The following is a 25035-nucleotide window of genomic DNA, read 5'->3' on the forward strand; positions in this document are numbered from 1 at the left end:
GAAGAGGGGAGTTCAACCATATGAATCTCAAATCCACTATTACGGGCGCGGCGCTCGGCGCGGTCATGGCCGCATCGGCAGCCTTCCATGGCGCAGTTGCCGCCGAGGACACGATCAAGGTCGGCGTTCTGCACTCGCTCTCCGGCACGATGGCGATTTCCGAAACCACGCTGAAAGACGCCATGCTGATGCTCATCGATGAGCAGAACAAGAAGGGCGGTCTCCTCGGCAAGAAGCTTGAAGCCGTCGTCGTCGACCCGGCGTCCGACTGGCCGCTGTTTGCCGAAAAGGCACGTGAACTGATCGAAAAGGACAAGGTTGCGGCCGTCTTCGGTTGCTGGACCTCGTCTTCGCGCAAGTCGGTCCTGCCGGTCTTCGAAGAGCTGAACTCGCTGCTCTTCTACCCCGTCCAGTACGAGGGTGAAGAATCCTCGCGCAACATCTTCTACACGGGTGCCGCTCCGAACCAGCAGGCGATCCCGGCCGTCGACTACCTGATGAACACGGAAGGCGTTAAGCGCTTCGTGCTCGAAGGCACCGACTATGTCTATCCGCGCACGACCAACAAGATCCTGGAAGCCTATCTCGAATCCAAGGGCATTCCGAAGGAAGACATCCTGATCAATTACACGCCGTTCGGTTTCTCCGACTGGCAGACGGAAGTCTCCAAGATCAAGGAATTCGGTTCGGCCGGCAAGAAGACTGCCGTCGTCTCTACCGTCAACGGTGACGCCAACGTTCCCTTCTACAAGGAACTCGGCAACCAGGGCGTCAAGGCAACCGACATTCCTGTTGTCGCCTTCTCGGTCGGTGAGGAAGAGCTTGCCGGTCTCGACACCAAGCCTCTCGTCGGTCACCTGGCAGCCTGGAACTACTTCGAATCGGTCGATACGCCGATCAACAAGAAGTTCATCAAGGAATGGCATGCCTATACCAAGAACGACAAGCGCGTGACCAACGACCCGATGGAAGCTGCCTATATCGGCTTCAATGCTTGGGTTAAGGCCGTTCAAGCTGCCGGTACGACCGACACGGATGCGGTTCTCGACCACATCATCGGTGTTTCCGTTCCGAACCTCTCCGGCGGCACCGCGACCGTCATGCCGAACCACCACATCACCAAGCCGGTGCTGATCGGTGAAATCCAGGCGAACGGCCAGTTCGAAATCGTCCAGCAGACCCCTGAGGTCGTCGGCGACGAATGGTCCGATTTCCTGCCGGACTCCAAGGATCTGATCTCCGATTGGCGCAAGCCGATGAACTGCGGCAACTTCAACGTTGCCACGGGCAAGTGCGGCGGCAAGGGTTCCTGAGTTAGCCGATCCGACACGAGCCAGAAGAACTTCCGTCCGGATTTCAAATCCGGGCGGAAGCTCCGTCCCCAGCGGGTAGGCGAACAGGCCGACGCTGGAGCAATTCCAGAAGGACTGCGCAGCGTTTGCGTCCGGAATTGCGAAAACAGGGGGATAGAGCATTTCGAAATGCTCTAGTTTAGGCGGGAAAGCCGATGTATCGCGCCATCAAGATCTTTCTTTTGACCATTTGCCTGACGCTCACAGGGTTGACGGCCGGCCTCAAGGCCCAGGATGACATTCATGCCCTTGTCGATGCGCTTGGCGTCGGCGGTTTTCCGGAGCGTGAAGCGGCCATCAAGGCGCTCGTCGCTTCCAAGGATGCGCATGTCAGCCAGATATTGCAGCAGCTGAGCGACGGCCTGCTTTACGTCAATTCCGATGAGGGCGGTCCCGTGCTACTGCAGGGCGGCACCGATGACGAGCCGACCTATTCCGATCCGCTCACCGGCGAGGCCGTGGCCGATATCGATCCCGACACGATGTCGAAGGTCAGGGTCAACAATTCTGTGCGCACGCTCATTGCCACGCAGATGAGCCAGCTGACGCTGCTGAGCCCCGATCGCGGTGCTCGCCTTACGGCTGCCCAGGGCCTTCTGAAAGATGCCGATCCTGCCAATCTCGATCTGCTGAATTCCGCTTTGGCGGATGAAAAAGACGCCGAGATCAAGGGCACCATGGAAGCGGCGCGCGCCGTGATGGTGCTGAAGAGTGATATGAGTGCCGACGAGAAGAAGGCTGCCATCGATACGGTCGCTGCCCGCGGCGGCCGCGATGCGCTGACCATTCTGACCACGGCGCTGGCAACGGCTCCCGATGATCTCAAGCCTGCCATTCAGGCGCATATTTCCACCATCAACCGCAGCCTGGCTCTCTGGAATATCGTTCAGAACGTCTGGTACGGACTGTCGCTCGGCTCGGTGCTGCTGCTTGCGGCGATCGGCCTTGCCATCACCTTCGGCGTCATGGGCGTCATCAACATGGCGCATGGCGAAATGGTGATGATCGGCGCCTACACGACTTATGTCGTGCAGGAATATATCACCGCGAGTTTTCCAGGTTTGGCGGATTATTCGCTGGCCTTTGCGGTGCCGGCCGCATTCCTCTTCACCGGTTTCGTCGGCCTCGTCATCGAACGCTCCGTGATCCGCTACCTCTACGGCCGGCCGCTGGAAACGCTGCTGGCTACCTGGGGCGTGTCGCTGATCCTGCAACAGGCTGTGCGCACCGTCTTCGGCCCGACCAATCGCGAAGTGCGCAATCCGAGCTGGATGTCGGGCGCTTTCGAGTTCGGCGGTTTGGCGATTACCTGGAATCGTCTGTGGATCATCGTGTTCTCGATGGCCGTGTTCGTTGCGCTGCTGATGCTCTTGAAGCGCTCCGCTTTCGGCCTGCAGATGCGTGCCGTCACCCAGAACCGGCGCATGGCCTCGTCCATGGGTATCCGTACCGGCTGGGTCGATGCCTTCACCTTCGCACTCGGCTCCGGCATTGCCGGCATGGCGGGTGTCGCGCTCTCGCAGATCGATAACGTCTCGCCGAACCTCGGCCAGAGCTACATTATCGACAGTTTCATGGTCGTGGTCTTCGGCGGCGTCGGCAATCTCTGGGGCACGCTGGTCGGTGCTCTGTCGCTCGGCGTCGTCAACAAGTTCCTCGAGCCCTTTGCCGGTGCCGTGCTCGGCAAGATCCTGGTGCTTGTCCTTATCATTCTCTTCATCCAGAAGCGGCCGCGCGGGCTCTTCGCACTCAAAGGAAGGGCGGTGGAAGCATGATTACGGCCTTCCTTCTCCGGTCTCTCGATCGAAGGATCTCCATTGCCATCGCCATCCTGCTGGTGGTCGCGGTTCTGGTGCCGGTGCTTAATCTGGCGACTTCGGCGGACAATCCGCTGCATGTGCCGACCTATATCATGGCGCTGTTCGGCAAATATCTGACCTATGCGCTGCTGGCGCTGGCGCTCGATCTCGTCTGGGGTTTCTGCGGCATTCTCTCGCTCGGCCACGGCGCGTTTTTCGCGCTCGGCGGTTATGCCATGGGTATGTATCTGATGCGCCAGATCGGCCCGCGCGGCGTCTACGGCGATCCTATCCTGCCCGACTTCATGGTCTTCCTGAACTGGAAGGAACTGCCCTGGTTCTGGTACGGTTTCGACCAGTTCTGGTTCGCCGCACTGATGGTGCTGCTGGTGCCCGGCCTGCTGGCCTTCGTCTTCGGCTGGTTCGCCTTCCGCTCGCGCGTCAACGGCGTTTACCTCTCGATCATCACACAAGCCATGACCTATGCGCTGCTGCTCGCCTTCTTCCGCAACGACATGGGCTTCGGCGGCAATAATGGCATGACCGATTTCAAGGATATCCTTGGCTTCAACGTGCAAGCGGACGGCACGCGCGCCACACTCTTTGCGGCGACCGCGATCTTCCTGGCGCTGTCGCTGATGATTGCGTCCGCGATCGTCCGCTCGAAATTCGGCAAAGTGCTTGTCGGCGTGCGCGATGCGGAAAGCCGCACGCGCTTTCTCGGCTATCGTGTGGAACATTTCAAGCTTTTCACCTTCGTCGTCTCGGCGATGATGGCGGGCATTGCAGGCGCGCTCTACGTCCCGCAGGTCGGCATCATCAATCCCGGCGAATTCGCACCCGCCAACTCCATCGAAGTCGTCATCTGGACGGCAGTCGGTGGCCGCGCGACGCTGATCGGGCCGATCATCGGCGCGATCCTCGTCAATGGCGGCAAGACGATCTTTACCGGCCTCTTCCCCGATTACTGGCTATTTGCGCTCGGCGGTCTCTTCGTGCTCGTCACGCTGCTGCTACCCAAGGGCATCGTCGGCACAATCGCCCAGTATCTCGGCAAGCGGAGGCCGGTCTCGACCAGCGTGCCGCCAGCGGCAGCCGAAGAGGGTGTCGACGCGAAAATCCAGGCTGCGGAGTAGACCCATGATCCCTGACGTCAAACCTAACAGCGTGCTTTACCTCAACGGTGTCTCGGTCTCCTTCGACGGCTTCAAGGCGCTGAATTCACTCTCCATCGTGATCGAGCCCGGTGAACTCCGGGCGATCATCGGCCCGAACGGCGCCGGCAAGACGACGATGATGGATATCATCACCGGCAAGACCCGGCCGGATGAGGGTGAGGTCTTCTTCAACGGCACGATCGATCTCACGAAGAAGGATGAGGCCGACATCGCCCAACTCGGCATCGGCCGGAAATTCCAGAAGCCGACGGTCTTCGAAAGCCATACGGTCTGGGACAATCTCGAACTGGCGCTGAACCGCCGGCGCACGGTGTTCTCGACACTGTTCTACCGGCTGTCCGGCGAGGACAAGGACCGCATCGAGGAAATCCTGGAGACGGTGCGGCTGACGCATCGCCGCGACGAATTTGCTGCGAACCTCTCGCATGGACAGAAGCAGTGGCTGGAGATCGGCATGCTGCTGGCGCAGGAGCCGAAGCTCTTGCTCGTGGACGAACCGGTGGCCGGCATGACCGATGCCGAGACGGCGGAAACGGCGATCCTGCTGAAGGATATCGCTAAGACGCGGTCAGTCGTCGTCGTGGAGCACGATATGGGCTTCATCCGCGATCTCGGCGTGAAGGTGACCTGCCTTGCGGAAGGTTCGGTGCTGGCCGAAGGATCCATCGATTTCGTCAGCAACGATCCGAAAGTGATCGAGAACTATCTGGGGCGCTGAGATGCTGACAGTCGAAAACGCAAATCTTCATTATGGCGCAGCTCAGGCGCTGCGCGGCATCTCGATCAAGGCCGAGATGGGCAAGATCACCTGCGTGCTCGGGCGCAATGGCGTGGGCAAGAGTTCGCTCCTGCGCGCTGTCACCGGCCAGCATCCGATATCGGCGGGAACCATCACCTTCAACGATGCGAAGCTGAACGGCCTGCCGCCTTTTGCCCGCGCCAAGCAGGGCATCGGCTATGTGCCGCAGGGGCGTGAAATCTTCCCGCTGCTGACCGTCAAGGAAAACCTTGAAACCGGCTTTGCTCCGCTTGGCCGCCGCGACCGTAACATCCCCGACGATATTTTCAGTCTCTTCCCGGTGCTGAAATCGATGTTGTCGCGTCGCGGCGGCGATCTCTCGGGCGGACAGCAGCAGCAGCTGGCGATTGGTCGCGCCATGGTCACGCGGCCGAAGATCCTCGTGCTCGACGAGCCGACGGAGGGTATCCAGCCGTCGATCATCAAGGATATCGGCCGGGCGATCCGTTACCTGCGCGATTCCACCGGCATGGCGATCCTGCTCGTCGAGCAATATCTCGATTTCTGCCGCGAGCTTGCCGACTATGTCTACATCATGGACCGCGGCGAGATCGTTCACGAGGGCCTTGCCGAGACGCTGGATACGCCGGAAGCGCGTCGCCATCTGACCGTATGACCTCTCTGGCGATCGCGCTGGCATCTGCCGCATTTTGCGGCAGATGCCTTCCGCGCCATCCCTGTGGCCCGTGGGGGCACGGGCTTTCGGAAAGCGGCACGGGACTTGCTTTGTTGCAGTCAACAGACACATTCAACGCAAGTTGCCAGACAGGATGGCATCTGCACGGGGGTGGCATGACAGGCGCGGCGGCGGGCATCACAAGACCGCAGAGAGCGGAAGGACGCGGGCATCTTGCTGCCAAGGTGCAGGATGGGCGTACGCGAATCCGTGAGCTTTATCAGGAAGGTGCGGCAAAGATCCGCCTGCCGGATACGTTCGATTCCTCCATGGAGGCCGTCATCATCAACACGGCCGGCGGATTGACCGGCGGCGACCGGATGAACTGGAGCGTCTCGGCTGGGGCAGGTACGCGCATCGATGTGACGACGCAGGCCTGCGAGAAGATCTACAAGGCATCAGCCGGCACGGCAGAGGTGACGACGCAGATCGAGGTCGGGCCGGGTGCCCGTGTCGACTGGCTGCCGCAGGAGACGATCCTCTTCGATCGCGCATCGCTGTTTCGCCGTCTGGATGTCGATCTCGACGACAGCGCGGAGTTCCTTGCCGTCGAGGCCATCCTGCTCGGTCGGACGGCAATGGGTGAGACGATGGAAACAGGGCTGTTTCGCGATCGCTGGCGCATCCGCCGGTCGGGCCGGTTGATCCATGCCGAGGAGCTGCGCCTTTCCGATGCCGTGGCGCTGCTCGCTGCAGAGCAGGCGGTGCTCGGCGGGCAGGTGGCTTTTGCGACAGTGCTTTATGCCGGGCCGATGTCGGAAGCCTATCTCTCCAAAGTGCGGCCGTTGGTCGACGGTCATATGGGCGGGGCAAGCGCCTGGAGCGACAAGATCGTCGTGCGTCTTGCCGCAGCCGATGGCTTTGCGCTGAGAAAAATCCTGATCCCGGTCATTTCCGCCTTGCGCAATGGAGCGTCTGTGCCGAAAGTCTGGAACCTATGAGTTCAACAAGCGGATAGACGATGAACCTCACCCCGAGAGAAAAAGACAAGCTGTTGATTTCCATGGCCGCCATGGTGGCCCGCCGTCGGCTGGAGCGCGGCGTCAAGCTGAACTATCCGGAAGCCATCGCCCTTATCAGCGATTTCGTCGTCGAGGGCGCGCGTGATGGCCGTCCGGTCGCAGAACTGATGGAGGCCGGCGCCCATGTGATCAGCCGCGACCAGGTGATGGAAGGCATTGCCGAGATGATCCATGACGTGCAGGTCGAGGCGACATTCCCGGATGGCACGAAGCTGGTGACCGTGCACGAACCGATCCGCTGAGGAGTACGCCATGCTGGAGCTTCGACCCAATTGCGAATGCTGCGACAAGGATCTGCCGCCTGCGAGCGCGGAAGCGATGATCTGCACATTCGAATGCACGTTCTGTGCGGATTGCGTTGAAAATGTCCTCAAGGGTCAGTGCCCGAATTGCGGTGGCAATCTCGTTATCAGGCCGATCCGGCCTGCGGCAAAACTTGCGAACAATCCGGCCTCCACGAAACGTGTTCTGAAGGCCGAGGGCTGCGCGCCCAAGGCGGCTTAAGGAGAGATAGATGATCCCTGGCGAAATCATTGCTGTAAGCGGCGAGATCGAGCTCAATGCGGGTGCGCCGACTGTGACGCTCGAGGTTTCCAATACCGGCGACCGTCCCGTGCAGGTCGGCAGCCACTATCATTTTGCCGAGACCAATGCCGGCCTGTCCTTCGATCGCGACAAGGCCCACGGCATGCGGCTCGACATTCCCGCCGGTACGGCCGTGCGTTTCGAGCCGGGCCAGACCCGCTCGGTGACGCTTATTCCTCTGTCCGGCAAACGTGAAGTCTACGGCTTCCGCCAGCTCGTCATGGGCCGGCTCTAATCAAAAGAAAATGACGGGAGGACATTCATGCGCTTGAAGATCGGGCTCATCGGTGGAGCATTTATGCTGCTTGCCGCAGGTGCTGCCCACGCCGAGGACGTGGACTGCGACAATGCGCAGACACAATCCGATATGACGAGCTGCGCGCAGGCGCGCTATGAAGAGGCCGACAAGGCGCTCAATGCCCAGTACAAGCAGACGCGCGCCGCCATGGTTGCGATCGACAAGGATCTTGATGGTGACATGAAGGGTGCCGAACAGGCGCTTCTCAAGGCACAGCGCGCCTGGATCAATTATCGCGACGCTCAATGTGAGAATTACGGCTTTCAGGCACGCGGCGGCACGATGGAGCCGATGCTGGTGGCGGGCTGCCTTGCTGACCTGACGGATCTCAGGACCAAGGAGCTCAAAGAACTCGCCAATGGAATGAGCCAGTAAGGTGGGCAGGACGATCATGATCGTGGGCAACGGCGAAGTGGGAGAAGGAGGGGCTAAGATCATCGATGCCGCCGACTTCGTCATCCGCTTCAACGAGTGCCGCTCCTATGGCGCCGGCGGCACGCATACCGATGTGGTTGCTGTGTGCAATACCGGCCGGCCCGCTAAGGCCATGCTCTGCTCCGAAAGCTGGCGCATCCATCCCGGTGTTGTCGAAGCCTCGGAAATCTGGAGTGTGCGCGATCCCGAAAAATTCGCGGCGATGCGGGCACTTCTTGCGGCTTCGCACCCGGAGCTCGATGATTTCTGCGACGATTACACCAACCAATTCAGCGTTTTCTGTGCTGAAGCTGGCAAGGTGCATCGGATCGTTGACAAAGAGGTTCATGAAGCCGTCGATCAGGCGCTGTCTGCCTTCTCGCCGGCGCCTTACGTCGTGCCGAGCAGTGGCATGATCGTGATTGGCGAAGTGCTCGACAGATTTCCCGACGACGAGGTGACGCTCGCAGGCTTCGGCCATGTGGGCTGGGAATGGCATCCCTTCGCCGCCGAGAAGCAGCTCGTCGACTCCCATATTGCGGCCGGCCGTCTCAGGCGGCTTGCCGGAAAACCATTCGTCTCTTCCTCCCAAGGAGCCTGATAGATGCCCTACAAGATCTCCCGCAAGGCTTATGCCGGCATGTTCGGTCCGACCACCGGCGACAAGGTCCGCCTTGCCGATACGGAGCTTTTCATCGAGATCGAAAAGGATTTCACCACCTATGGCGAAGAGGTGAAGTTCGGCGGCGGGAAAGTCATCCGTGACGGCATGGGCCAGAGCCAGGTGACGCGGGCAGATGGCGCGGTCGATACCGTCATCACCAATGCCGTCATCATCGACCATACCGGTATCTACAAGGCTGATATCGGCCTGAAGGACGGGCGCATTGCCGCGATCGGCAAGGCCGGCAATCCGGATATGCAGCCGGGCGTCAATATCATCGTCGGTCCGGGCACGGAAGCGATTGCCGGCGAAGGCAAGATCATCACGGCCGGCGGCATGGACAGCCATATCCATTTCATCGCGCCGCAGCAGATCGAGGAAGCGCTGATGAGCGGCCTGACCTGCATGCTCGGCGGCGGCACGGGGCCGGCGCACGGGACACTTGCGACGACCTGCACGCCCGGTCCCTGGCATATTGCGCGCATGATCGAGGCTGCCGATGCCTTCCCGATGAACCTTGCCTTTGCCGGCAAGGGCAATGCCTCGCTTCCGGGCGCATTGCAGGAAATGGTGCTCGCCGGCGCCACCTCGCTGAAGCTGCACGAGGATTGGGGTACGACGCCCGGCGCCATCGATTGCTGTCTGTCGGTTGCCGACGAATATGACGTACAGGTGATGATCCATACGGATACGCTGAACGAGAGCGGCTTCGTGGAGGATACGATCGGCGCGATCAAGGGCCGCACCATCCATGCCTTCCATACGGAAGGGGCGGGCGGCGGCCACGCACCCGACATCATCAAGATCTGCGGCCAGCCGAACGTCATTCCGTCATCCACCAATCCGACGCGGCCCTACACGGTCAACACCATCGCCGAGCACCTGGACATGCTGATGGTCTGCCATCACCTGTCGTCGTCGATCCCCGAGGATATCGCCTTTGCCGAGAGCCGTATCCGCAAGGAGACGATCGCGGCCGAAGACATCCTGCATGATATCGGCGCTTTCTCGATCATCTCGTCGGATAGCCAGGCCATGGGCCGCGTCGGCGAAGTGCTGATCCGCACCTGGCAGACGGCCGACAAGATGAAGCGCCAGCGTGGCCGCCTGAAAGAAGAGAAGGGCGACAACGACAATTTCCGTGTCCGCCGATACGTCGCCAAATACACGATCAATCCGGCGATCGCCCATGGCCTGTCGCATGAGATCGGCTCCATTGAAATCGGCAAGCGTGCCGACCTCGTCCTATGGAACCCGGCCTTCTTCGGCGTGAAGCCAGACATGGTGCTGCTCGGCGGCTCCATTGCCGCAGCCCCCATGGGCGATCCGAATGCGTCGATCCCGACGCCGCAGCCGGTGCATTATCGTCCGATGTTTGCCTCCTTCGGCAAGAGCCTGACGAATTCCTCCGTCACCTTCGTCTCTCAGGCTTCGCTTGATGCCGGTCTCAAGGGCGGCCTCGGCGTCGCCAAGGATCTCGTCGCAGTGAAGAACACCCGCGGCGGCATCTCCAAGGCGTCGATGATCCACAACGACCTGACCCCCCATATCGAGGTCGATCCGGAAACCTACGAGGTGCGGGCGAATGGCGAATTGCTGACCTGCGAGCCGGCGACGGTGCTGCCGATGGCGCAGCGTTATTTCCTGTTCTGAGCCCCACCTTTCATGCGCGGTTTGAAGCTGACAGCGCGATGGCTTATACGGGCAATCGCGCTGTTTTTGTTGTTGGTGGCTGGTGGCACCTTCATTCCAAGGCCTATGCTCGGGGCAGCCGAGGCTTCTCCCGATACGACGTCCTCGCAACGCATTCTGTTGCTTTCCGGCCCGATTCATACGGATATTGCGATCCCGCTTGACGATCGGCTCCGAGCCTCCTTTTCATTCCTTGAGGATGCCGGCATTCCGGTGAGCGATCCTGCAGCACAATGGCTGATTTTCGGATGGGGCGGTCGCTCATTCTATCTGGAGACACCGACCTGGGCCGATCTGAAGCCGATGCCGGTATTTCGGGCGCTGACGATCGACGGATCGGTGATGCATGTCGATGTCGCCGGAGGTATCTCCGAAACCCATCCGGCCGTGACGGTTCTCAATGTCGATGGCGGGCACTTCGAGCAATTGCTCGGCTTCATCAATGACAGCTTCATCCGGGAAAATGGAGCGGTCGTGCCGGTCGGCGACAGGGGATATGGCGACTACGACAGGTTCTTCGAGGCGAGGGGCTATTTCAATGCGCTGTTTGGCTGCAATACATGGACTGCCGCTGCGCTACGGACAGGCGGCTTGCGAACGGGTTTCTGGAACCCGTTGCCCCAGACGCTGGTGCTTTCGCTTAGTCTCTATAATTGAAGTATAGAGGCTCTTCTGCAACTTTGCGCTGCTGACGGCGCGGCGTTATCTTCCGTCTTACCCCTTGTGTTTTCGAGACACTGTCCCCCGTTGTTACCCTTAAAGTGAAATCTGAGCATCATTCCCCGACTGGTTGTGAAAATCGGTGGATAGACTGTGATTTTTAAGCCATAGATCATTCTGGAACAGGTGCCGAGAATTCCCCATAAAATGCGTTTGAAATCAAGTTTTTAGATGTATTTCCCATAGTGGACATGCCTGTCCCGAAAAGTTGCACTCTCTGCTAGAAAAAACAGATCGGCCGAATCCCCTGAATTCACTCGAATTTTAGCGATTGGATTAAGACCCCCGCAGCAATTGCAACCCTATCAATGGCCTTGAAACGCTGGGCAGGAAGGTCGATTCTCATGGAAAACTGGATATCGCTTCAGGCTGAGCTAGGCAGTTTCGAGCATCGCAAAACCGTTTATACTTTTGCGCTGAAGATGAGTTTTCTGGCGGTTATTCTGTCCGGCTTCATCATCGTGATCACGCTGCCTCCGCTCAACTTCATGGGAGTGCTACCGATTACCCTCGGGCATGCCATGATCTTTGCCATCATCCTCTCCTGGCTGATCGGCGGAATGGTGTCGGGCGTGCTGTCGCTCGTTGCGGGCTTTGCCATTCATGACCTGACCGTCTCGCGCGCCAAGTTCGAAAAGCTCAGCCGCACAGATACGCTATCCGGGCTCTTGAACCGTCGTGCTTTCACCGATGCCCTGGAAAGGGTGGACGGGGAGGCCTGTCTCGCCATTTTCGATGTCGACCGTTTCAAGGCCATCAACGACCGTTTCGGCCATGGCTGCGGTGATGCCGTCATTACTGCCGTCTCAGCCATGCTTTCTGCGGCTTTCGATGGCGCATCGGTCGTGGCGCGGCTCGGCGGCGAGGAGTTCGGTGTCGTCGTTCAGGGCGGGACGCGGGAGGAGCGGGTGGCGCGCATCGAAGGGGTGAGGGCACAGATTGCCGCGCGGCCGATTCCCGCGGATGGGCATGACGTCACCATCACGATATCGGGCGGTATTGCCGATCTCCACGAGGGACGCGACAAGGAGGCGGTCTATGCCTCTGCCGATAAGGCGCTCTATCTCGCCAAGGCGCTCGGCCGCAATCGTGTCGTCCATGAGCGGGAAGGGCTGAACCATGCCTGGCACGGGCTCGTCGAAAACGGCCTTGGCGTGCAGGGTGTCGGGCCTGACGAGGCGAGCCTGCTGCAGGCATATGGAATCTAGGCTAGCGCGTTACGAAACGTGCATTGGTGCTTGCATCGCGAAGGGCTATTTTGCATGGTCTAGGTTCCAGTTTAACGGATATGTCATGCAGCGCGTCACATCTTACCTTCCCGCCGGTACCCCTTCCTCCCATCCGACCGCACAGGTCAAGCTGCCGCACGATCTGCGGCACCTGCGCCGCAAGCTCCTGCATCTGGAGAACGGCGAGATGGTGATGCTCGATCTCAAGGATCCGGTGCTTTTCGCCAATGGTGACATGCTGGTGCGCGAGGATGGCGAGCTGATCGAAATACTTGCTGCCGACGAGAAACTGTTTGAAGTGCGCGGCCGTGACCGCGCGCATCTGATCGAACTTGCCTGGCATCTCGGCAACCGTCATCTCTCGGCGCAGATCGAGGAGGATCGCATCGTGATCCTGCGCGATCACGTCATCCGCACCATGTTGCAGGGGCTGGGCGCGATGGTGCTTGATATCAACGAGCCGTTCCAGCCGGCGCGTGGCGCCTATCATTCCCACGGCGGACATTTGCACGGGCATGATCATCACGATCACGGCCACAACCATGATCATGAGCATCATGACCACGAGCACCATGATCATGCACATCATGACCATGGACACGATCATCACGACCATGACCACGAGCATGGCCACAACCACGACAACAGCCACCATAAGCACGATTGAGCCTGATGGCTGGGGATCGTGAGCTGCAGGCTTTGCTGCGCCTGACGGCATGGCTTTCGCCGGCTTTTCCCGTCGGCTCCTTCGCCTATTCCGGCGGGCTGGAGCGGGCGGTGGCGGATGGACTCGTCGGCGATGCGGGCATGCTGCGGCGCTGGCTTCAGACGCTGACCAGCAACGGTTCGGTCTGGAACGATGCCGTACTCTTTGCCGCAAGCCATCGTGGTCACAACGATGCCGACCACCTTGCGGAGCTTGCCGAACTGGCAGCAGCGCTTGCCGGCTCGCGCGAGCGGCATCAGGAGACGATGCTGCTTGGCGAAGCCTTCCTGACGGCTGCGCAGGCCTGGCCCGATGACGTCTTCAGCCGGTTGCCGAAGAAGACGGCCTATCCGGTGGCCGTCGGTGCGGTGACGGGCGCGCATGGGATAGCGCTTGAGAAGGCGCTCGCTGTCTTCCTGCATGCCTATCTCTCCCAGGCGGTCTCTTCCGGTATCCGGCTCGGTGTCACGGGACAGAAGGACGGCGTTGCCATTCTTGCCGGTCTGGAGGAGCATGTGATGGATATTGCCGCGCGTGCTGCCCGCTCCAGTGTCGAGGATCTCGGTTCGGCGACGGTTCAGGCTGACATTGCGGGGCTCCGCCACGAGACGCAGGAGACGCGGCTGTTCCGCTCCTGAGCAGGACTTATCCGCGCACCTGCGTCATTTGACGGTGGCGGGAAAGCAGCGCTTCGTTATCATCTGACTTCGATAGGAGTAAGACACATGAAATCAAGAAACGGACCCCTGCGCGTCGGTATCGGCGGACCGGTCGGCTCGGGCAAGACGGCGCTGACCGAAAAGCTCTGCAAGGCGATGCGTGACGACTATTCCGTCGCCGTCGTGACCAACGATATCTACACAACCGAAGATGCCGAGGCGCTGGTGCGCATGCAGGCGCTCCCGTCCGAGCGGATCGTTGGTGTGGAGACTGGTGGCTGCCCGCATACGGCCATCCGCGAGGATGCGACGATTAACCTACAGGCCATCGCAGGTCTCAACGAGCGCATTCCCGATCTCGACGTCGTTTTCATCGAATCCGGTGGTGACAATCTGGCGGCGACGTTCTCGCCTGATCTCGCCGACATCACCATCTATGTGATCTCCGTCTGCCAGGGCGAGGAAATCCCGCGAAAGGGTGGGCCGGGTATCACAAGGTCCGATCTGCTTGTCATCAACAAGAAGGATCTGGCGCCTTATGTCGGGGCTGACCTCGATGTGATGGACCGGGATGCGACGCGCATGCGCGCAACGCGTCCCTTCGTCTTCTCCGACATGAAGCGCGGCGACGGCATCGGTTCGATCGTCGACTTCCTGCGGGTGCAGGGTGGCCTTTAGTTTATTTCGTCGCCCTGAGCTTGGACCTGGATGCCCTGCAGGGTAACGTTGGTAAGAACCAACTAGCGAAGAGCGATGGCGGCGAAGACGACTCTCAATGCGAAGAACCTGGAAGCACTCGGCACACAACGGCTTGCCGAGCTGCTGATCGAAATCAGCACCGGCAGCGCCGCTCACAAGCAACGGCTTCGCATGGAGCTCGCTGGCAACGACAGCAGCGCCGAGATGGCGCGTGAAGTGCGCAAGCGGCTCGCAAGCATCGCTCGCGCACGCACCTTGATAAACTGGCGCAAGGTCAAGAAGATCAAGGCGGATCTTGAAACGCAGCGCAAGGCTATCGGCGATATCGTTGCCGCGGACGATCCGAAAGAAGGCTTCGAGCTGATCTGGCAATTTCTTACGCTTGCCGATTCGATCTTCGAGAGATCCAACAACGGCGGCGACTTGCTGATGGAGAGTTTCCACCAAGCTTGCACGGATGCTGGTGCGATCGCCAAGGCGGCAGGTATCGATACCGATATCCTTGCCGACAAGATTTTCGCCGCCGTCCAAAATAACGCCTACGGCCAGTATGACGGATTGATCCCCGAGATGGTTGCGGCGCTCGGCAACGATGGTCTTGAACATCTGAAAGCCTTGTTCGTACAGTGGTCGAAAGAGCCTCAGGTAAAGCCCGCAGCCGGCGACCGTTGGGTCATCGGCTGGGGCAGCAATGGCGCGGTCTACGAGGACGAAGTCTACGGGGATCGACGCGAGCTGACGGTGCGTATCGCTCTGCAGGAGATCGCCGACGCTCAGGGCGATGTCGACGCATATGTCGCCCAGCAGCCTGCAAAGACCCGCAGGTTCCCTCTGGTGGCTGCAGATATCGCCGGCCGTCTGCTTTGCTCAGGGCGCGCTCACGAAGCACTTCGGACGCTGGATGAAGTCGATACCGGAGGCCGAACCGAAATTCCGGTCGAGTGGCAACTCGCCCGCGTCGAGACGCTCGAAGCCTTGGGACGCGCGGACGATGCTCAGGCGGACCGATGGAAGTGGTTCGAGCAGTCGCTGAACGGCGTGCATCTGCGCGCGTTTCTTAAACGATTGCCAGACTTCGACGATATCGAGGCCGAGGAAAGGGCATTCGCTTATGCCCGGACTATCCCGGATGTCCACAGGGCGCTCGCTTTTTTCCTGGGCTGGCCGGCACTTGCTGAGGCGGCAAAGCTTGTCGTCGAGCGAAAGGCAGAACTCGATGGTGACGTCTATGAACTGATGACACCGGCTGCCGAAGCGCTGGCCGAGAAGCATCCGCTCGCGGCCACAATTGTTTTGCGTTCAATGATCGATTTTACGCTCGATAGCGGGCGATCCAGTCGCTATAAACATGCGGCGCGGCATCTTGCAGAATGCGCGTCTCTCGCCCCCTACATCGTCGACTTCAGCAGCACCGGATCCCACGATGGCTATGTCGCGGAACTGAAGCGCCGACACGGCAAGAAGCATGGCTTCTGGGGCCTGGTACCCTAGATTCAAATCCGCCGCAGCGTGTTGACGTCGCTGATGGCGATGAAGCGGCCGCGTACGGTCACGCCTGCGGATTTCAGCGTCGAGAAGGCGCGGGATAGCGCCTCCGGCGCCAGGCCGAGCTTGCGGGCGAGCAGGTTTTTCGGGAAGGGCAGCCGCAGCGATGCCGTTGCAGGCCCTTCCTCCACGCAATGCGAGAGGAGGTAGTGCGCCACACGTTGCGGCGCCGTCTGCATGCGGTCGTTGGCGAGGCATTCCATCGTCGACAGCAGATGCAGCGACAGGCTGTGCATGATCGCAGTGCCGATCCGCGGGTTTTCAGCCAGCAGGGCGCGCACCTTGCCGATATGGAAGCGGGCAAGGACCGTATTGTCCATCGACTGGGCGCCGTAGCGATAGGTGCCACCCGCCTGGATCAGACATTCGGCGAAGCTGTCGCCTGGCTCGCAGATGCGGATGTCAGCTTCCCGGCCTTCTCCATTCAGACGAAAGAGCCGGACGTAGCCCTCCAGCACGCTGTAGAAATAAACGCCGGGCTCGCCTTCCTGAAAGAGAATGTCGTGCGAAGCGGAAGTGATCACGGTGGAGCAGGCGCGCAGCGCCTCGGTTTCCGCGCTGTCCAGCTCTGCAAATATTCCGGCTCTGGAAAGCAGCGCCCGTTCGCGGCTGCTCGGCATCAGCATCCTGTTCATGTTCCGGCCTCCGGCAGCGGCCAAGGCCGCCAATATCCCCTCGATGATGCCAGAATAGGGGAAGCGGGGCGCGGGGGAATTGATTTTGGTCAAACGCCTCAGGATGGCTTCTTATCGAAGCCGGCGATCGATCGGGATGGTGAAAGACCAGGCGTCCGGACCTTTGCGATTGCCGATGAACCGGCGCATGAACGGCAGGAGGACAAACAGACGCTTGCCGCGTTCGGCCTCCTCGGCAGGTTGGCCATTGCGCGGGTTCCCCCAGCGGTCTTCATAGAGATCCTTGAATAGCGAACTGATCGGGATCATCGCTCTATTCTCCGTCATGTTGAATCGATTCAAAATCTCAATGGATTTATTGAACCGATTCAATCTTCCTCCTCATCCGTAACGCTGTCAAGTTTATTTTGAACCGATACAATTTCTTGCTAGAGTAAGCAAAATTGGTACCCGCAAGGAGTGGCTTTGGGCAAAGGGCATGTGAGACTGGCTGATGTCGCCAAGGCGGCAGGCGTATCGCAGGGCACGGCATCGAATGTATTCAGTCGCCCAGACGTGGTCCGGGAGGAGGTGCGCGAGCGGGTGCTCAATGTCGCCCGCGAGCTCGGTTACGGTGGGCCTGACATCAAGGGCAGGCTGCTCAGGGCAGGGCGGGTGAACGCGATCGGCGTTGCCGCCGTCGAACCGCTCACCTATTTCTTCGACGATCCCTGGGCGCGTTCGCTGATGACCGCGATCGGCGAGGTCTGCGATGCCAGCGGCACCGGTATTGCCGTCGTATCTGCGATGAACGAGGAGCGGCTTGCCTGGAACATCAACAGCGCGCTCGTCGACGGCTTCATTCTGCTGTGCGTGGAAGGCGGAGAGAGGCTGGTGGAACTCACCCGCCAGCGCCAGCTGCCGTTCATCGCGCTGGCGCTCGGTATTGAGGACGAGACGATTCCGGCAATCGGCATCGACAATGTCTCAGGCGGAGCTGCGGCTGCGCGGCATTTGCTGGAACTCGGGCACCGGAACATCGCGATCCTGTCGATCGGCGATGTCGATGGCCTTGTCGGCCTGGTGGCGCCCGAGCGTGTCGATCCTGAAATGGAAGCGACCCCACGCGACCGCATGCATGGCTACTGGCAGGCGTTGGCGGAATACGGCATTCCTCGCGAAGCCGTTCCAATCCAGGGAACATTGCATGACAGGCCGAGCACCATCACGGCGATGGAAACCCTGTTCTCCTCTGCCAATCCACCGACGGCAATTCTGGCAATGTCGGACAAGGTTGCGCTGTTTGCCATGCAGTGGCTCGCCGAGCGCGGGCTAAAAGTGCCAGAGGACGTATCCATTATCGGCTTCGACGGTGTGCCGGAAGCCGCAACCTCGCTTCCGCGCCTGACCACCGTCGCGCAGCCCTTTGCCGAAATCGCACGGCGCGCGGTGACGGCGATCCTCGAAAATACGCTGCCGGAAGATCACGAGGCGCTTGATCTCGAACTTGTCGTGAGAGACAGCACGGCGCCGCCGCATCCACGCTAAGGCTCAGAAAATAAAAAGGCCGGGTCGATGCCCGGCCTTTGCTTCATGGCGTTATTCTTATTCGGCGGCGAAGGGCGGCAGGCGCAGCACGTTGGTGTCGTTGGCAACCTTGCGTTTGCTTTCCGGCTTCTCGATCGCGTTCAGGCGCTCCTCCAGCGAGTCGATGTCGCTGCGGTTCTCGCGGGCGACGCGGGTGAGATCTTCACTCGACATCGGCAGGTCCTCCTTATCCTTCTTGCCGACCAGGCGGCCGAAGATCCAGCCGAGCAGGCGGGAAAGATCGTCCATGATCAGGAAGAAGGAGGGCACGACGACGAGCGAGAGCACCGTCGAGACGATAATGCCGCCGATCACCGCGATCGCCATCGGCGCGCGGAACGAGCCGCCTTCGCCGACGCCGAGCGCGGAAGGCAGCATGCCGGCCGACATGGCGATCGAAGTCATGATGATTGGCCGTGCGCGCTTGCGGCCGGCTTCGACCATGGCCTCGACGCGGGGCATGCCCTGATGGCGCATCTCGATCGCGAAATCGACGAGCAGGATGGCGTTCTTGGTGACGATACCCATCAGCATAAGAATGCCGATCATGACAGGCATCGACAGCGGATTGCTGGTGACGATCAGGCCCGCCGCCACGCCGCCGATGGCGAGCGGCAGCGAGAACAGGATGGTGAAGGGCTGGATAATATCCTTGAAGAGCAGGATCAGCACCGTCAGCACCAGGAGGAGGCCCATCAGCATGGCGTTGACGAAGCTCTGCTGCATTTCGGTCTGTACCTTGGTGTCGCCGCTTTCAGCAAGGTGCACGGTGGCCGGGATCTTGGCGTCATTGACGATCTGGCGGAAGCGGGCCGAAGCCGTGTCGAGCGCCACGCCCTGCGGCAGGTCGGAGCCGATCGAGACGACGCGGTAACGGTTGTTGCGCTTGATCGAGCTTACGCCTTCCGAATAGTCGATATTGGCGACGGTTGCGAGGGGCACGGTGCCGCCGCTGGCCGTCTGGATCTTCAATGCCCGGATGGCGGCGAGATCGCGGCGCATGTCGAGTGACGCCTGAACCCGGATCGGAATCTGGCGATCGTCGAGCGAGATCTTGGCAAGGGCCGCATCGACGTCGCCGATCGTGGCGACGCGGATCGTCTCGGAGATCTGCTGCGGCGTGATGCCGAGGCGGGCGGCCTCGTCCTTGCGCGGACGGACCTGCAGTTCCGGACGGGGAAGGGCGCCGTCGGCGCTGACATTGGCCAGCAGCGGATCGGCGCGCAGCTTGGATTCCAGAATGCCGACCGCGTTATTCAGGTCCTCCTCGTTCTTGGAAAGGAAGTTGAACGAGAGGTCGCGTTCGCCGCGGTCGTTGAGCTTCAGAATATGGACGTCGGGAATGTCGCGCAGCTTAGCGAAGACTTCCTTTTCGATATCCCATTGCGGACGTTCGCGGCCGTGGACCTCCACTTTCGGCAGTTTCGGGCCGATAACGGGGATATGGCCGAGCACGTCGTTGACCACCTTCTTGACCAGCGACTGGTCGAGCTTGTCGAGTGCGAGCGTGATGGTCGCTCGGCGCAGTTCGAGTTCGCCCTTCGGCGATGCGCCGCCGAGGACGAAGACGCTATCGACGCCGTTGATGTCCTTGACCCGGTCATAGATCGCATCCGTCGTCTTCTCTGTATCGTCAAGCCGTGCGTTGGGCGGCAGCTCGACGGAGAGAACGATGCGCGAGGCATCTTCGGGCGGCAGGAAGCTGCCGGGCACCTGCATGAGCAACATGACAGAACCGACCAGAAAGCCGATCGCCACAAGCAACGTCGCATAACGCGTGTACCAGTGGCCGGTCGTGCCGCGTATGAGATGCGTGTATCCACGCATCAGCAGACCGTCATTGTCGTGATGGTCTTCCATGCCGTCTTCGGCACGCATCAGATAGGCGGCCATCATCGGGGTGATGAGGCGCGCGACCATCAGCGAGAAGAAGACGGAGAAAGCGACCGTCAAGCCGAACTGGATGAAGTATTGACCCGGAATGCCCGGCATGAAGGAAACCGGCACGAAGACAGCGATGATCGTGAAGGTGGTGGCGATGACGGCAAGGCCGATTTCGTCCGCCGCTTCGATCGCCGCCCGATAGGGCGTCTTACCCATCTTGATATGGCGGGCGATGTTTTCGATTTCCACGATCGCATCGTCGACGAGAATACCTGTCGCGAGCGTCAAAGCCAGGAAGCTGACGAGGTTCAGCGAGAAGCCCATCATGTCCATGACCCAGAAGGTCGGAATCGCGGAGAGCGGCAGCGCGATGGCTGAAATCAGGGTCGCGCGCCAGTTCCTGAGGAACAGAAGGACGACGATGACGGCGAGCAGCGCGCCTTCGAGCAGCGTATGGATGGCGGCTTCATAGTTGCCGTACGTGAAATAGACCGAATCGTCGATCATCTCGATCTTCACATTCGGGTTTTCGCTCCGCACCTTGTCGAGGCTCTGCCCCACGGTTTCGGCGACGCTGACTTCGCTGGCGCCCTTCGAGCGGAAGACGCCGAAGGTGACAACAGGCGTATCGTTGAAGCGCGAGAAGGATTTCGGCTCCTCGTAGGTGTCCTTGATGACGCCGAGATCAGACAGCTTGACGAAACGGCCGCTCGGCAGCGCTATCGTCGTGTCTGCAAGCTCGGCGACATTGCGGGCGTCGCCGAGAACGCGGATCGCCTGCTCGCTGCCCGCCACCTGGCCGCGGCCTGAGCCGAGATCGACGTTGGTGCCGCGCAGTTGCTGGTTCACGCTTGCAGCGGTGATGCCGTAGGCGTTCAGCTTATCAGGGGTGAGTTCGATGCGCACTTCGCGCTCTGCGCCGCCGTAACGGTCGACACGGCCGATGCCGGCCTGGCCTTGCAGTGCACGCTTGATGGTATCGTCGACGAACCAGGAGAGTTCTTCCAGCGACATATCGGGCGAGGAAACGGCGAAAGTCTGGATTGCCTGGCCTTCGACATCGACCTTTGTGACGATCGGCTCCTCGGCCGTTGCCGGCAGATCGCTGCGAATGCGGTCGATCGCGTCCTTGACGTCCTGTACGGCCTGTTCCGTCGGCACTTCCATCCGGAACATGACGTTGGTCTGCGAGCTGCCGTCGGTCACCGTCGACTGGATTTCGTCGATGCCGGTGATAGAGGCGATCGCGTCTTCGATCTCCTTCGTCACCTGCATTTCGAGTTCGGCCGGCGAAGCGCCGCTCTGCGTTACGCTGATCGAAACGAGCGGCACATCAATGTTCGGGAAGCGCGTGATCGGCAGCTTGTTGAAGGATTGCATGCCGATGAATATCAGCAGGCAGAAGGCCAGGAGCGGCGCGATCGGATTTCGAATGGACCAGGCTGAAAAATTCATCGGATGGTCTCTTTAGTTGGAAGCCGAGGGCTGTTCGCGCACCGGAGTGATGTGGTCGCCGTCGCGGACATAGGCGCCCGCCTTGGCCACGACTTCGTCGCCGGTCTTCAATCCACTTGTGATTTCAACATAGGCTCCGTCCTGGATGCCGGTCTCGATCTTGGCGAATTTCACCACGCCATTCTCGACCCTTCGGGCGGAGGAGCCTTCGCTGCCGGTGAGCACCGCAGTCAGCGGAAGCGATACGCCCTCGGTCTCACGGACGATGATCTCGGCGCTGCCATACATGCCGGAACGCGCCTTGCTGTCATCGTCGATGGAGATATGGACGAGGCCCAGGCGGGTGACCGGATCGACGGTCGGCGACACAAGGCGCACCGCGCCGGAAAGCTTCTCGCGGCTGCCGGAAAGCGAAATCGTCGCCTTCTGGCCGGCCATGACCCTGACAATGTCGCTTTCGGCGACTTCGGCGACAAGTTCCACGTCGCCGTCGCGGATGATGGTGAACAGCGGGTTGCCGGTACCGGCTGCAATAGCGCCGACTTTGGCGTTCTTGGCTGAGATGATGCCCGCGACCGGCGTCTTCACATCGGTGCGCGCCAGCTTCAGGTCCGCATCGGCGATCTGGCTGTCGAAGACCTTGAGGTCGGCTTCGGCGACCTCGATTGCCTGCTCGGCGGAAGAAACGCGGGCATTGGCGGCTGCGGCGGTTGCATCGGCCTGCTCGACCTGGGCGGTCGAAACCGTGCCTTTCTTGCCCATTTCCTGGGCACGGGCCTGCTGCTGCCTTGCCTGCTCGGCATTGGCCTGCGCCTCGATGAGCTGTGCGCGCAGCTGGGCAAGACTTGCCTCGCCCTTGGCTTTCGTCGCCATCATCTGGCTCTTGGTCAGGACCAGAGCATCATCGTTCAGTGTCGCCAGAGTGCTTTCCGCCTGAACCTTGTCGCCGACATCAGCCTTCAGGGTGCGGATGGAGAGGCCTTCGACCTGCGGCTGGATATAGACTTCCTCGACGGGCTTGACAGTTCCCGTGCCGATGACACGGTCGACGAGGGTGCGGTTCACCGCCGTGGTGACGACGATTGCCGGCAGGTTCTGGGAAGCCTGGGCCTGCGGATGCGTGGCCTGGGGTTCCTGAGCAAATACAGCCGAGGCCGCAAAAGCGGTGGCAAGGAGAACCGAGACCGCAGAAGCGGCGACAGGGAAAGTGGAGGCGCGTAGTAGTGCTTGCGGCTTGAGTGCCATGCGTCGTCGTCCAATCTCTTGACGGGATCGGCCGAACTCGCGCGTTCTCAAACAGGCTCGCGGTCGGGCGAATGCCGTCTTCCAAATCTCAGAGGTATTTACCCGCATCCCACTTGCCGGAGCTTATCGTCCCTATCCGGCAAATCCGGCTAGTACGTGGTATCGATTTGCTCCACGTGCAAGCCCGGCAGAAAATAATTCCCCACGAGATACTATTAATTACCATTGCGGGGCTCATCAATCACCTCAGGGTTATGTGAACATGACGATGATTGATCGGCTCTCATATGCTTGACGTTTGACGCCTGACAAATGCGACAGTTGCAAGGCGATTTTTTTCATTGAGTGCAAAAAAATAAAAACGCGCGGGAGGTTTTCCCGCGCGCGTTGCATTTCGGCATCGATACGCCGTTACTTGGCGGCAGCGTCGGTGATGTCGTGGGTCCAGGCGCCCGAGGGTTCCTTGTTGATGATCTTCTGGTCGAGCAGGGCCTTCGCCGTACGATCATAGAGTTTCGTGTCGAGCTTGCCGGTGCCGTCACCGATCAGCTTGGCAACTTCGCCCATCATGCGCTTCTGGTGGTTTTCGTCCTGGCCACCGGCGTCGACGACGATTCCGGCTGCTTCATCCGGGTTCTCCATGGCGTATTTCCAGCCCTTCATGGAGGCGCGGACGAACTTGACCATCTTTTCCTTAAAGGCCGGATCCTTCAGCTTTTCTTCCGACGCATAGAGACCGTCCTCGAGGAGATCGTTGCCCATGGCAGTATAGTTGAAGACGGTGAGATCTTCCGGCTTCAGGCCGGCATCGATTGCCTGCCAGTATTCGTTATAGGTCATGACGGAAATGCAGTCGGCCTGCTTCTGCAGCAGCGGCTGAACGTCGAAGCTCTGCTTGAGTACCGTCACACCATCAGGGCCGCCATCGGTCTTGAGGCCGAGCTTGCTCATCCAGGCGAAGAAAGGATATTCGTTGCCGAAGAACCAGACGCCGAGCGTGTGGCCCTTGAAGTCCGCTTCGGTCTTGACCGGGCCGTCCTTGCGGCAGATCATTTCCATGCCCGACTTCTGATAGGGCTGGGCGATGTTGACCAGCGGAACGCCCTTTTCGCGGGCAACCAGCGCGCCACCCATCCAGTCGACGATCACATCGGCGCCGCCGCCGGCGATCACCTGCTCGGGAGCGATATCGGGTCCGCCTGGCTTGATATCGACGTCGAGGCCCTCTTCTTCATAATAGCCCTTGTCCTTGGCGACGTAGTAGCCAGCGAATTGCGACTGGGTGACCCACTTCAACTGGAGCGCCACTTTGTCGGCCGCCATCGCGTGGGCGGCGGCAAGCGACATGGCGCTCGCCATCATTGCAACCATCAATTTTTTCATTTTCTTGTTCCCTCTGAAGTTATGCCCAGACCCTGGTGCGGGGTCGGGGCACGTCTAACCACCACGGATAGACGGATGCCAGAACGTCACCGCCCTCTCGGCAAGGGCGACGACACCATAGAAGATCGAGCCTGCAAGCGCCGCGACGGCGATCTCGGCCCAGACCATGTCGACATTCATGCGGCCGATCTCCGTGGAGATGCGGAAGCCCATGCCGACGATCGGCGTTCCGAAGAATTCCGCAACGATGGCACCAATCAACGCCAGCGTCGAGTTGATCTTCAGTGCATTGAAAATGAAGGGCATTGCGGCCGGAAGCCGGAGCTTCACGAGCGTCTGCCAGTAGTTCGAGGCATAGGTGCGCATCAGATCGCGCTCCATGTTGCCGGAGGCGGCAAGTCCCGCAACGGTGTTCACCAGCATCGGAAAGAAGGTCATGATGATGACGACGGCGGCCTTGGACGGCCAGTCGAAGCCGAACCACATGACCATGATCGGTGCCACGCCGATCATCGGCAGGGCGGAAACCAAATTGCCGATCGGCAGCAGGCCGCGGCGTAGAAAGGCGAAGCGGTCGGCAAGGATGGCGACGACGAAGCCGCTGACGCAGCCGATGGCGTAACCGATCAGAACGGCCTTGAAGATCGTCTGCCTGATGTCTTCGCCGAGGATCGGCAGGGAACCCACGATGCGTGCGCCGATCGCGGACGGCGGCGGCAGTAGCACGAAAGGGATACCGGCGCCGCGCGTGATCGTTTCCCAGACGATGAGGATCCAGGCGCCGAAGATTGCCGGGATCAACAGGCGCAGCAGCCACTGGCTGGGGGGGG

Annotated in this window: 25 protein-coding genes; 19 read left to right on the plus strand and 6 right to left on the minus strand. The window is 60.4% G+C overall.

Annotated features, from left to right (window positions below; all coding sequences use genetic code 11):
• Window positions 1–20: 20 nt before the first annotated feature.
• The 18 genes from urtA to PMI11_RS09580 all read left to right on the plus strand — a co-directional run bounded on the left by urtA (window position 21) and on the right by PMI11_RS09580 (window position 15983).
• Window positions 21–1313: an urea ABC transporter substrate-binding protein gene (urtA, locus tag PMI11_RS09495; protein WP_007816037.1), complete on the plus strand. Its 1293-nt coding sequence runs from the start codon at window positions 21–23 to the stop codon at window positions 1311–1313.
• A gap of 194 nt (window positions 1314–1507) precedes the next feature.
• Window positions 1508–3127, plus strand: coding sequence for an urea ABC transporter permease subunit UrtB (gene urtB, locus PMI11_RS09500; protein WP_007816038.1), 1620 nt, complete (start codon window positions 1508–1510; stop codon window positions 3125–3127).
• Entirely contained in the window at window positions 3124–4287 is a 1164-nt protein-coding gene (gene urtC, locus PMI11_RS09505) for an urea ABC transporter permease subunit UrtC (RefSeq protein ID WP_007816039.1), read from the plus strand. The genes urtB and urtC overlap by 4 nt, the downstream gene beginning before the upstream one ends.
• A 4-nt stretch (window positions 4288–4291) precedes the next feature.
• The gene (urtD, locus tag PMI11_RS09510; RefSeq protein ID WP_007816040.1) at window positions 4292–5047 is read left to right on the plus strand and encodes an urea ABC transporter ATP-binding protein UrtD; all 756 of its coding nucleotides are present in this window, start codon (window positions 4292–4294) and stop codon (window positions 5045–5047) included.
• Window position 5048: 1 nt separating this feature from the next.
• Window positions 5049–5744: an urea ABC transporter ATP-binding subunit UrtE gene (urtE, locus tag PMI11_RS09515; protein ID WP_007816041.1), complete on the plus strand. Its 696-nt coding sequence runs from the start codon at window positions 5049–5051 to the stop codon at window positions 5742–5744.
• A 176-nt stretch (window positions 5745–5920) separates the two neighbouring features.
• On the plus strand, window positions 5921–6745 hold the full coding sequence (locus PMI11_RS09520) for an urease accessory protein UreD (protein WP_037071047.1): 825 nt from the start codon (window positions 5921–5923) through the stop codon (window positions 6743–6745).
• Window positions 6746–6765: 20 nt separating this feature from the next.
• Window positions 6766–7068: an urease subunit gamma gene (locus PMI11_RS09525; RefSeq protein WP_007816043.1), complete on the plus strand. Its 303-nt coding sequence runs from the start codon at window positions 6766–6768 to the stop codon at window positions 7066–7068.
• 10 nt (window positions 7069–7078) lie between these two features.
• Window positions 7079–7330, plus strand: a complete 252-nt coding sequence (locus PMI11_RS09530; protein ID WP_007816044.1) for a DUF1272 domain-containing protein — start codon at window positions 7079–7081, stop codon at window positions 7328–7330.
• Window positions 7331–7340: 10 nt separating this feature from the next.
• Complete coding sequence (locus PMI11_RS09535) at window positions 7341–7646, plus strand: urease subunit beta (protein WP_007816045.1); 306 nt, start codon at window positions 7341–7343, stop codon at window positions 7644–7646.
• A 27-nt stretch (window positions 7647–7673) separates the two neighbouring features.
• Window positions 7674–8084 carry a lysozyme inhibitor LprI family protein gene (locus PMI11_RS09540; protein WP_007816046.1) on the plus strand — a complete coding sequence of 137 codons (411 nt, stop codon included), beginning with the start codon at window positions 7674–7676 and terminating at the stop codon, window positions 8082–8084.
• A gap of 16 nt (window positions 8085–8100) precedes the next feature.
• Window positions 8101–8724, plus strand: a complete 624-nt coding sequence (locus PMI11_RS09545; RefSeq protein WP_007816047.1) for a hypothetical protein — start codon at window positions 8101–8103, stop codon at window positions 8722–8724.
• A 3-nt stretch (window positions 8725–8727) separates the two neighbouring features.
• On the plus strand, window positions 8728–10440 hold the full coding sequence (gene ureC, locus PMI11_RS09550) for an urease subunit alpha (RefSeq protein ID WP_007816048.1): 1713 nt from the start codon (window positions 8728–8730) through the stop codon (window positions 10438–10440).
• A gap of 21 nt (window positions 10441–10461) precedes the next feature.
• Entirely contained in the window at window positions 10462–11136 is a 675-nt protein-coding gene (locus PMI11_RS09555) for a TIGR02117 family protein (protein ID WP_037071049.1), read from the plus strand.
• Between the two features lie 407 nt (window positions 11137–11543).
• Window positions 11544–12407: a GGDEF domain-containing protein gene (locus PMI11_RS09560; RefSeq protein WP_007816050.1), complete on the plus strand. Its 864-nt coding sequence runs from the start codon at window positions 11544–11546 to the stop codon at window positions 12405–12407.
• Between the two features lie 85 nt (window positions 12408–12492).
• Entirely contained in the window at window positions 12493–13095 is a 603-nt protein-coding gene (locus tag PMI11_RS09565) for an urease accessory protein UreE (RefSeq protein WP_007816051.1), read from the plus strand.
• Between the two features lie 5 nt (window positions 13096–13100).
• On the plus strand, window positions 13101–13772 hold the full coding sequence (locus PMI11_RS09570; RefSeq protein ID WP_007816052.1) for an urease accessory protein UreF: 672 nt from the start codon (window positions 13101–13103) through the stop codon (window positions 13770–13772).
• 87 nt (window positions 13773–13859) lie between these two features.
• Window positions 13860–14471 (plus strand): urease accessory protein UreG, encoded by a 612-nt coding sequence (gene ureG, locus PMI11_RS09575; RefSeq protein ID WP_007816053.1) that lies wholly within the window; start codon window positions 13860–13862, stop codon window positions 14469–14471.
• Between the two features lie 75 nt (window positions 14472–14546).
• Window positions 14547–15983: a DUF6880 family protein gene (locus PMI11_RS09580; protein WP_007816055.1), complete on the plus strand. Its 1437-nt coding sequence runs from the start codon at window positions 14547–14549 to the stop codon at window positions 15981–15983.
• A 2-nt stretch (window positions 15984–15985) separates the two neighbouring features.
• Here the strand turns inward: PMI11_RS09580 and PMI11_RS09585 are convergent, their stop codons facing one another.
• Together PMI11_RS09585 and PMI11_RS09590 are read right to left on the minus strand one after the other, a co-directional pair.
• Window positions 15986–16672, minus strand: coding sequence for a Crp/Fnr family transcriptional regulator (locus PMI11_RS09585; RefSeq protein WP_007816057.1), 687 nt, complete (start codon window positions 16670–16672; stop codon window positions 15986–15988).
• Between the two features lie 111 nt (window positions 16673–16783).
• Entirely contained in the window at window positions 16784–16981 is a 198-nt protein-coding gene (locus tag PMI11_RS09590; RefSeq protein WP_007816058.1) for a hypothetical protein, read from the minus strand.
• Window positions 16982–17137: 156 nt separating this feature from the next.
• Here PMI11_RS09590 and PMI11_RS09595 point away from each other — a divergent pair, with 156 nt between their 5' ends.
• Window positions 17138–18199, plus strand: coding sequence for a LacI family DNA-binding transcriptional regulator (locus PMI11_RS09595; protein WP_007816060.1), 1062 nt, complete (start codon window positions 17138–17140; stop codon window positions 18197–18199).
• A 57-nt stretch (window positions 18200–18256) separates the two neighbouring features.
• Here PMI11_RS09595 and PMI11_RS09600 read toward each other — a convergent pair whose 3' ends face one another.
• From PMI11_RS09600 to PMI11_RS09615, 4 genes are all read right to left on the minus strand, one after another.
• Window positions 18257–21577, minus strand: coding sequence for an efflux RND transporter permease subunit (locus PMI11_RS09600; RefSeq protein ID WP_007816062.1), 3321 nt, complete (start codon window positions 21575–21577; stop codon window positions 18257–18259).
• 12 nt (window positions 21578–21589) lie between these two features.
• Window positions 21590–22822 carry an efflux RND transporter periplasmic adaptor subunit gene (locus PMI11_RS09605; RefSeq protein WP_007816064.1) on the minus strand — a complete coding sequence of 411 codons (1233 nt, stop codon included), beginning with the start codon at window positions 22820–22822 and terminating at the stop codon, window positions 21590–21592.
• A 411-nt stretch (window positions 22823–23233) separates the two neighbouring features.
• A complete protein-coding gene (locus PMI11_RS09610) occupies window positions 23234–24205 on the minus strand; it encodes an ABC transporter substrate-binding protein (RefSeq protein ID WP_007816066.1) in 972 nt (323 codons plus the stop codon).
• Window positions 24206–24259: 54 nt separating this feature from the next.
• Window positions 24260–25035: ABC transporter permease (locus tag PMI11_RS09615; protein ID WP_007816068.1), on the minus strand; the 776-nt coding region annotated here is incomplete at its 5' end.

It is taken from the genome of Rhizobium sp. CF142 (assembly GCF_000281145.1).
Classification (GTDB): domain Bacteria; phylum Pseudomonadota; class Alphaproteobacteria; order Rhizobiales; family Rhizobiaceae; genus Rhizobium.

Coding starts and splice junctions, on each gene's coding strand:
- urtA (WP_007816037.1), top strand. CDS start 21: ATGAATCTCAAATCCACTATTACGGGCGCGGCGCTCGGCGCGGTCATG.
- urtB (WP_007816038.1), top strand. CDS start 1,508: ATGTATCGCGCCATCAAGATCTTTCTTTTGACCATTTGCCTGACGCTC.
- urtC (WP_007816039.1), top strand. CDS start 3,124: ATGATTACGGCCTTCCTTCTCCGGTCTCTCGATCGAAGGATCTCCATT.
- urtD (WP_007816040.1), top strand. CDS start 4,292: ATGATCCCTGACGTCAAACCTAACAGCGTGCTTTACCTCAACGGTGTC.
- urtE (WP_007816041.1), top strand. CDS start 5,049: ATGCTGACAGTCGAAAACGCAAATCTTCATTATGGCGCAGCTCAGGCG.
- PMI11_RS09520 (WP_037071047.1), top strand. CDS start 5,921: ATGACAGGCGCGGCGGCGGGCATCACAAGACCGCAGAGAGCGGAAGGA.
- PMI11_RS09525 (WP_007816043.1), top strand. CDS start 6,766: ATGAACCTCACCCCGAGAGAAAAAGACAAGCTGTTGATTTCCATGGCC.
- PMI11_RS09530 (WP_007816044.1), top strand. CDS start 7,079: ATGCTGGAGCTTCGACCCAATTGCGAATGCTGCGACAAGGATCTGCCG.
- PMI11_RS09535 (WP_007816045.1), top strand. CDS start 7,341: ATGATCCCTGGCGAAATCATTGCTGTAAGCGGCGAGATCGAGCTCAAT.
- PMI11_RS09540 (WP_007816046.1), top strand. CDS start 7,674: ATGCGCTTGAAGATCGGGCTCATCGGTGGAGCATTTATGCTGCTTGCC.
- PMI11_RS09545 (WP_007816047.1), top strand. CDS start 8,101: ATGATCGTGGGCAACGGCGAAGTGGGAGAAGGAGGGGCTAAGATCATC.
- ureC (WP_007816048.1), top strand. CDS start 8,728: ATGCCCTACAAGATCTCCCGCAAGGCTTATGCCGGCATGTTCGGTCCG.
- PMI11_RS09560 (WP_007816050.1), top strand. CDS start 11,544: ATGGAAAACTGGATATCGCTTCAGGCTGAGCTAGGCAGTTTCGAGCAT.
- PMI11_RS09565 (WP_007816051.1), top strand. CDS start 12,493: ATGCAGCGCGTCACATCTTACCTTCCCGCCGGTACCCCTTCCTCCCAT.
- PMI11_RS09570 (WP_007816052.1), top strand. CDS start 13,101: ATGGCTGGGGATCGTGAGCTGCAGGCTTTGCTGCGCCTGACGGCATGG.
- ureG (WP_007816053.1), top strand. CDS start 13,860: ATGAAATCAAGAAACGGACCCCTGCGCGTCGGTATCGGCGGACCGGTC.
- PMI11_RS09580 (WP_007816055.1), top strand. CDS start 14,547: ATGGCGGCGAAGACGACTCTCAATGCGAAGAACCTGGAAGCACTCGGC.
- PMI11_RS09585 (WP_007816057.1), bottom strand. CDS start 16,672: ATGAACAGGATGCTGATGCCGAGCAGCCGCGAACGGGCGCTGCTTTCC.
- PMI11_RS09590 (WP_007816058.1), bottom strand. CDS start 16,981: ATGATCCCGATCAGTTCGCTATTCAAGGATCTCTATGAAGACCGCTGG.
- PMI11_RS09600 (WP_007816062.1), bottom strand. CDS start 21,577: ATGAATTTTTCAGCCTGGTCCATTCGAAATCCGATCGCGCCGCTCCTG.
- PMI11_RS09605 (WP_007816064.1), bottom strand. CDS start 22,822: ATGGCACTCAAGCCGCAAGCACTACTACGCGCCTCCACTTTCCCTGTC.
- PMI11_RS09610 (WP_007816066.1), bottom strand. CDS start 24,205: ATGAAAAAATTGATGGTTGCAATGATGGCGAGCGCCATGTCGCTTGCC.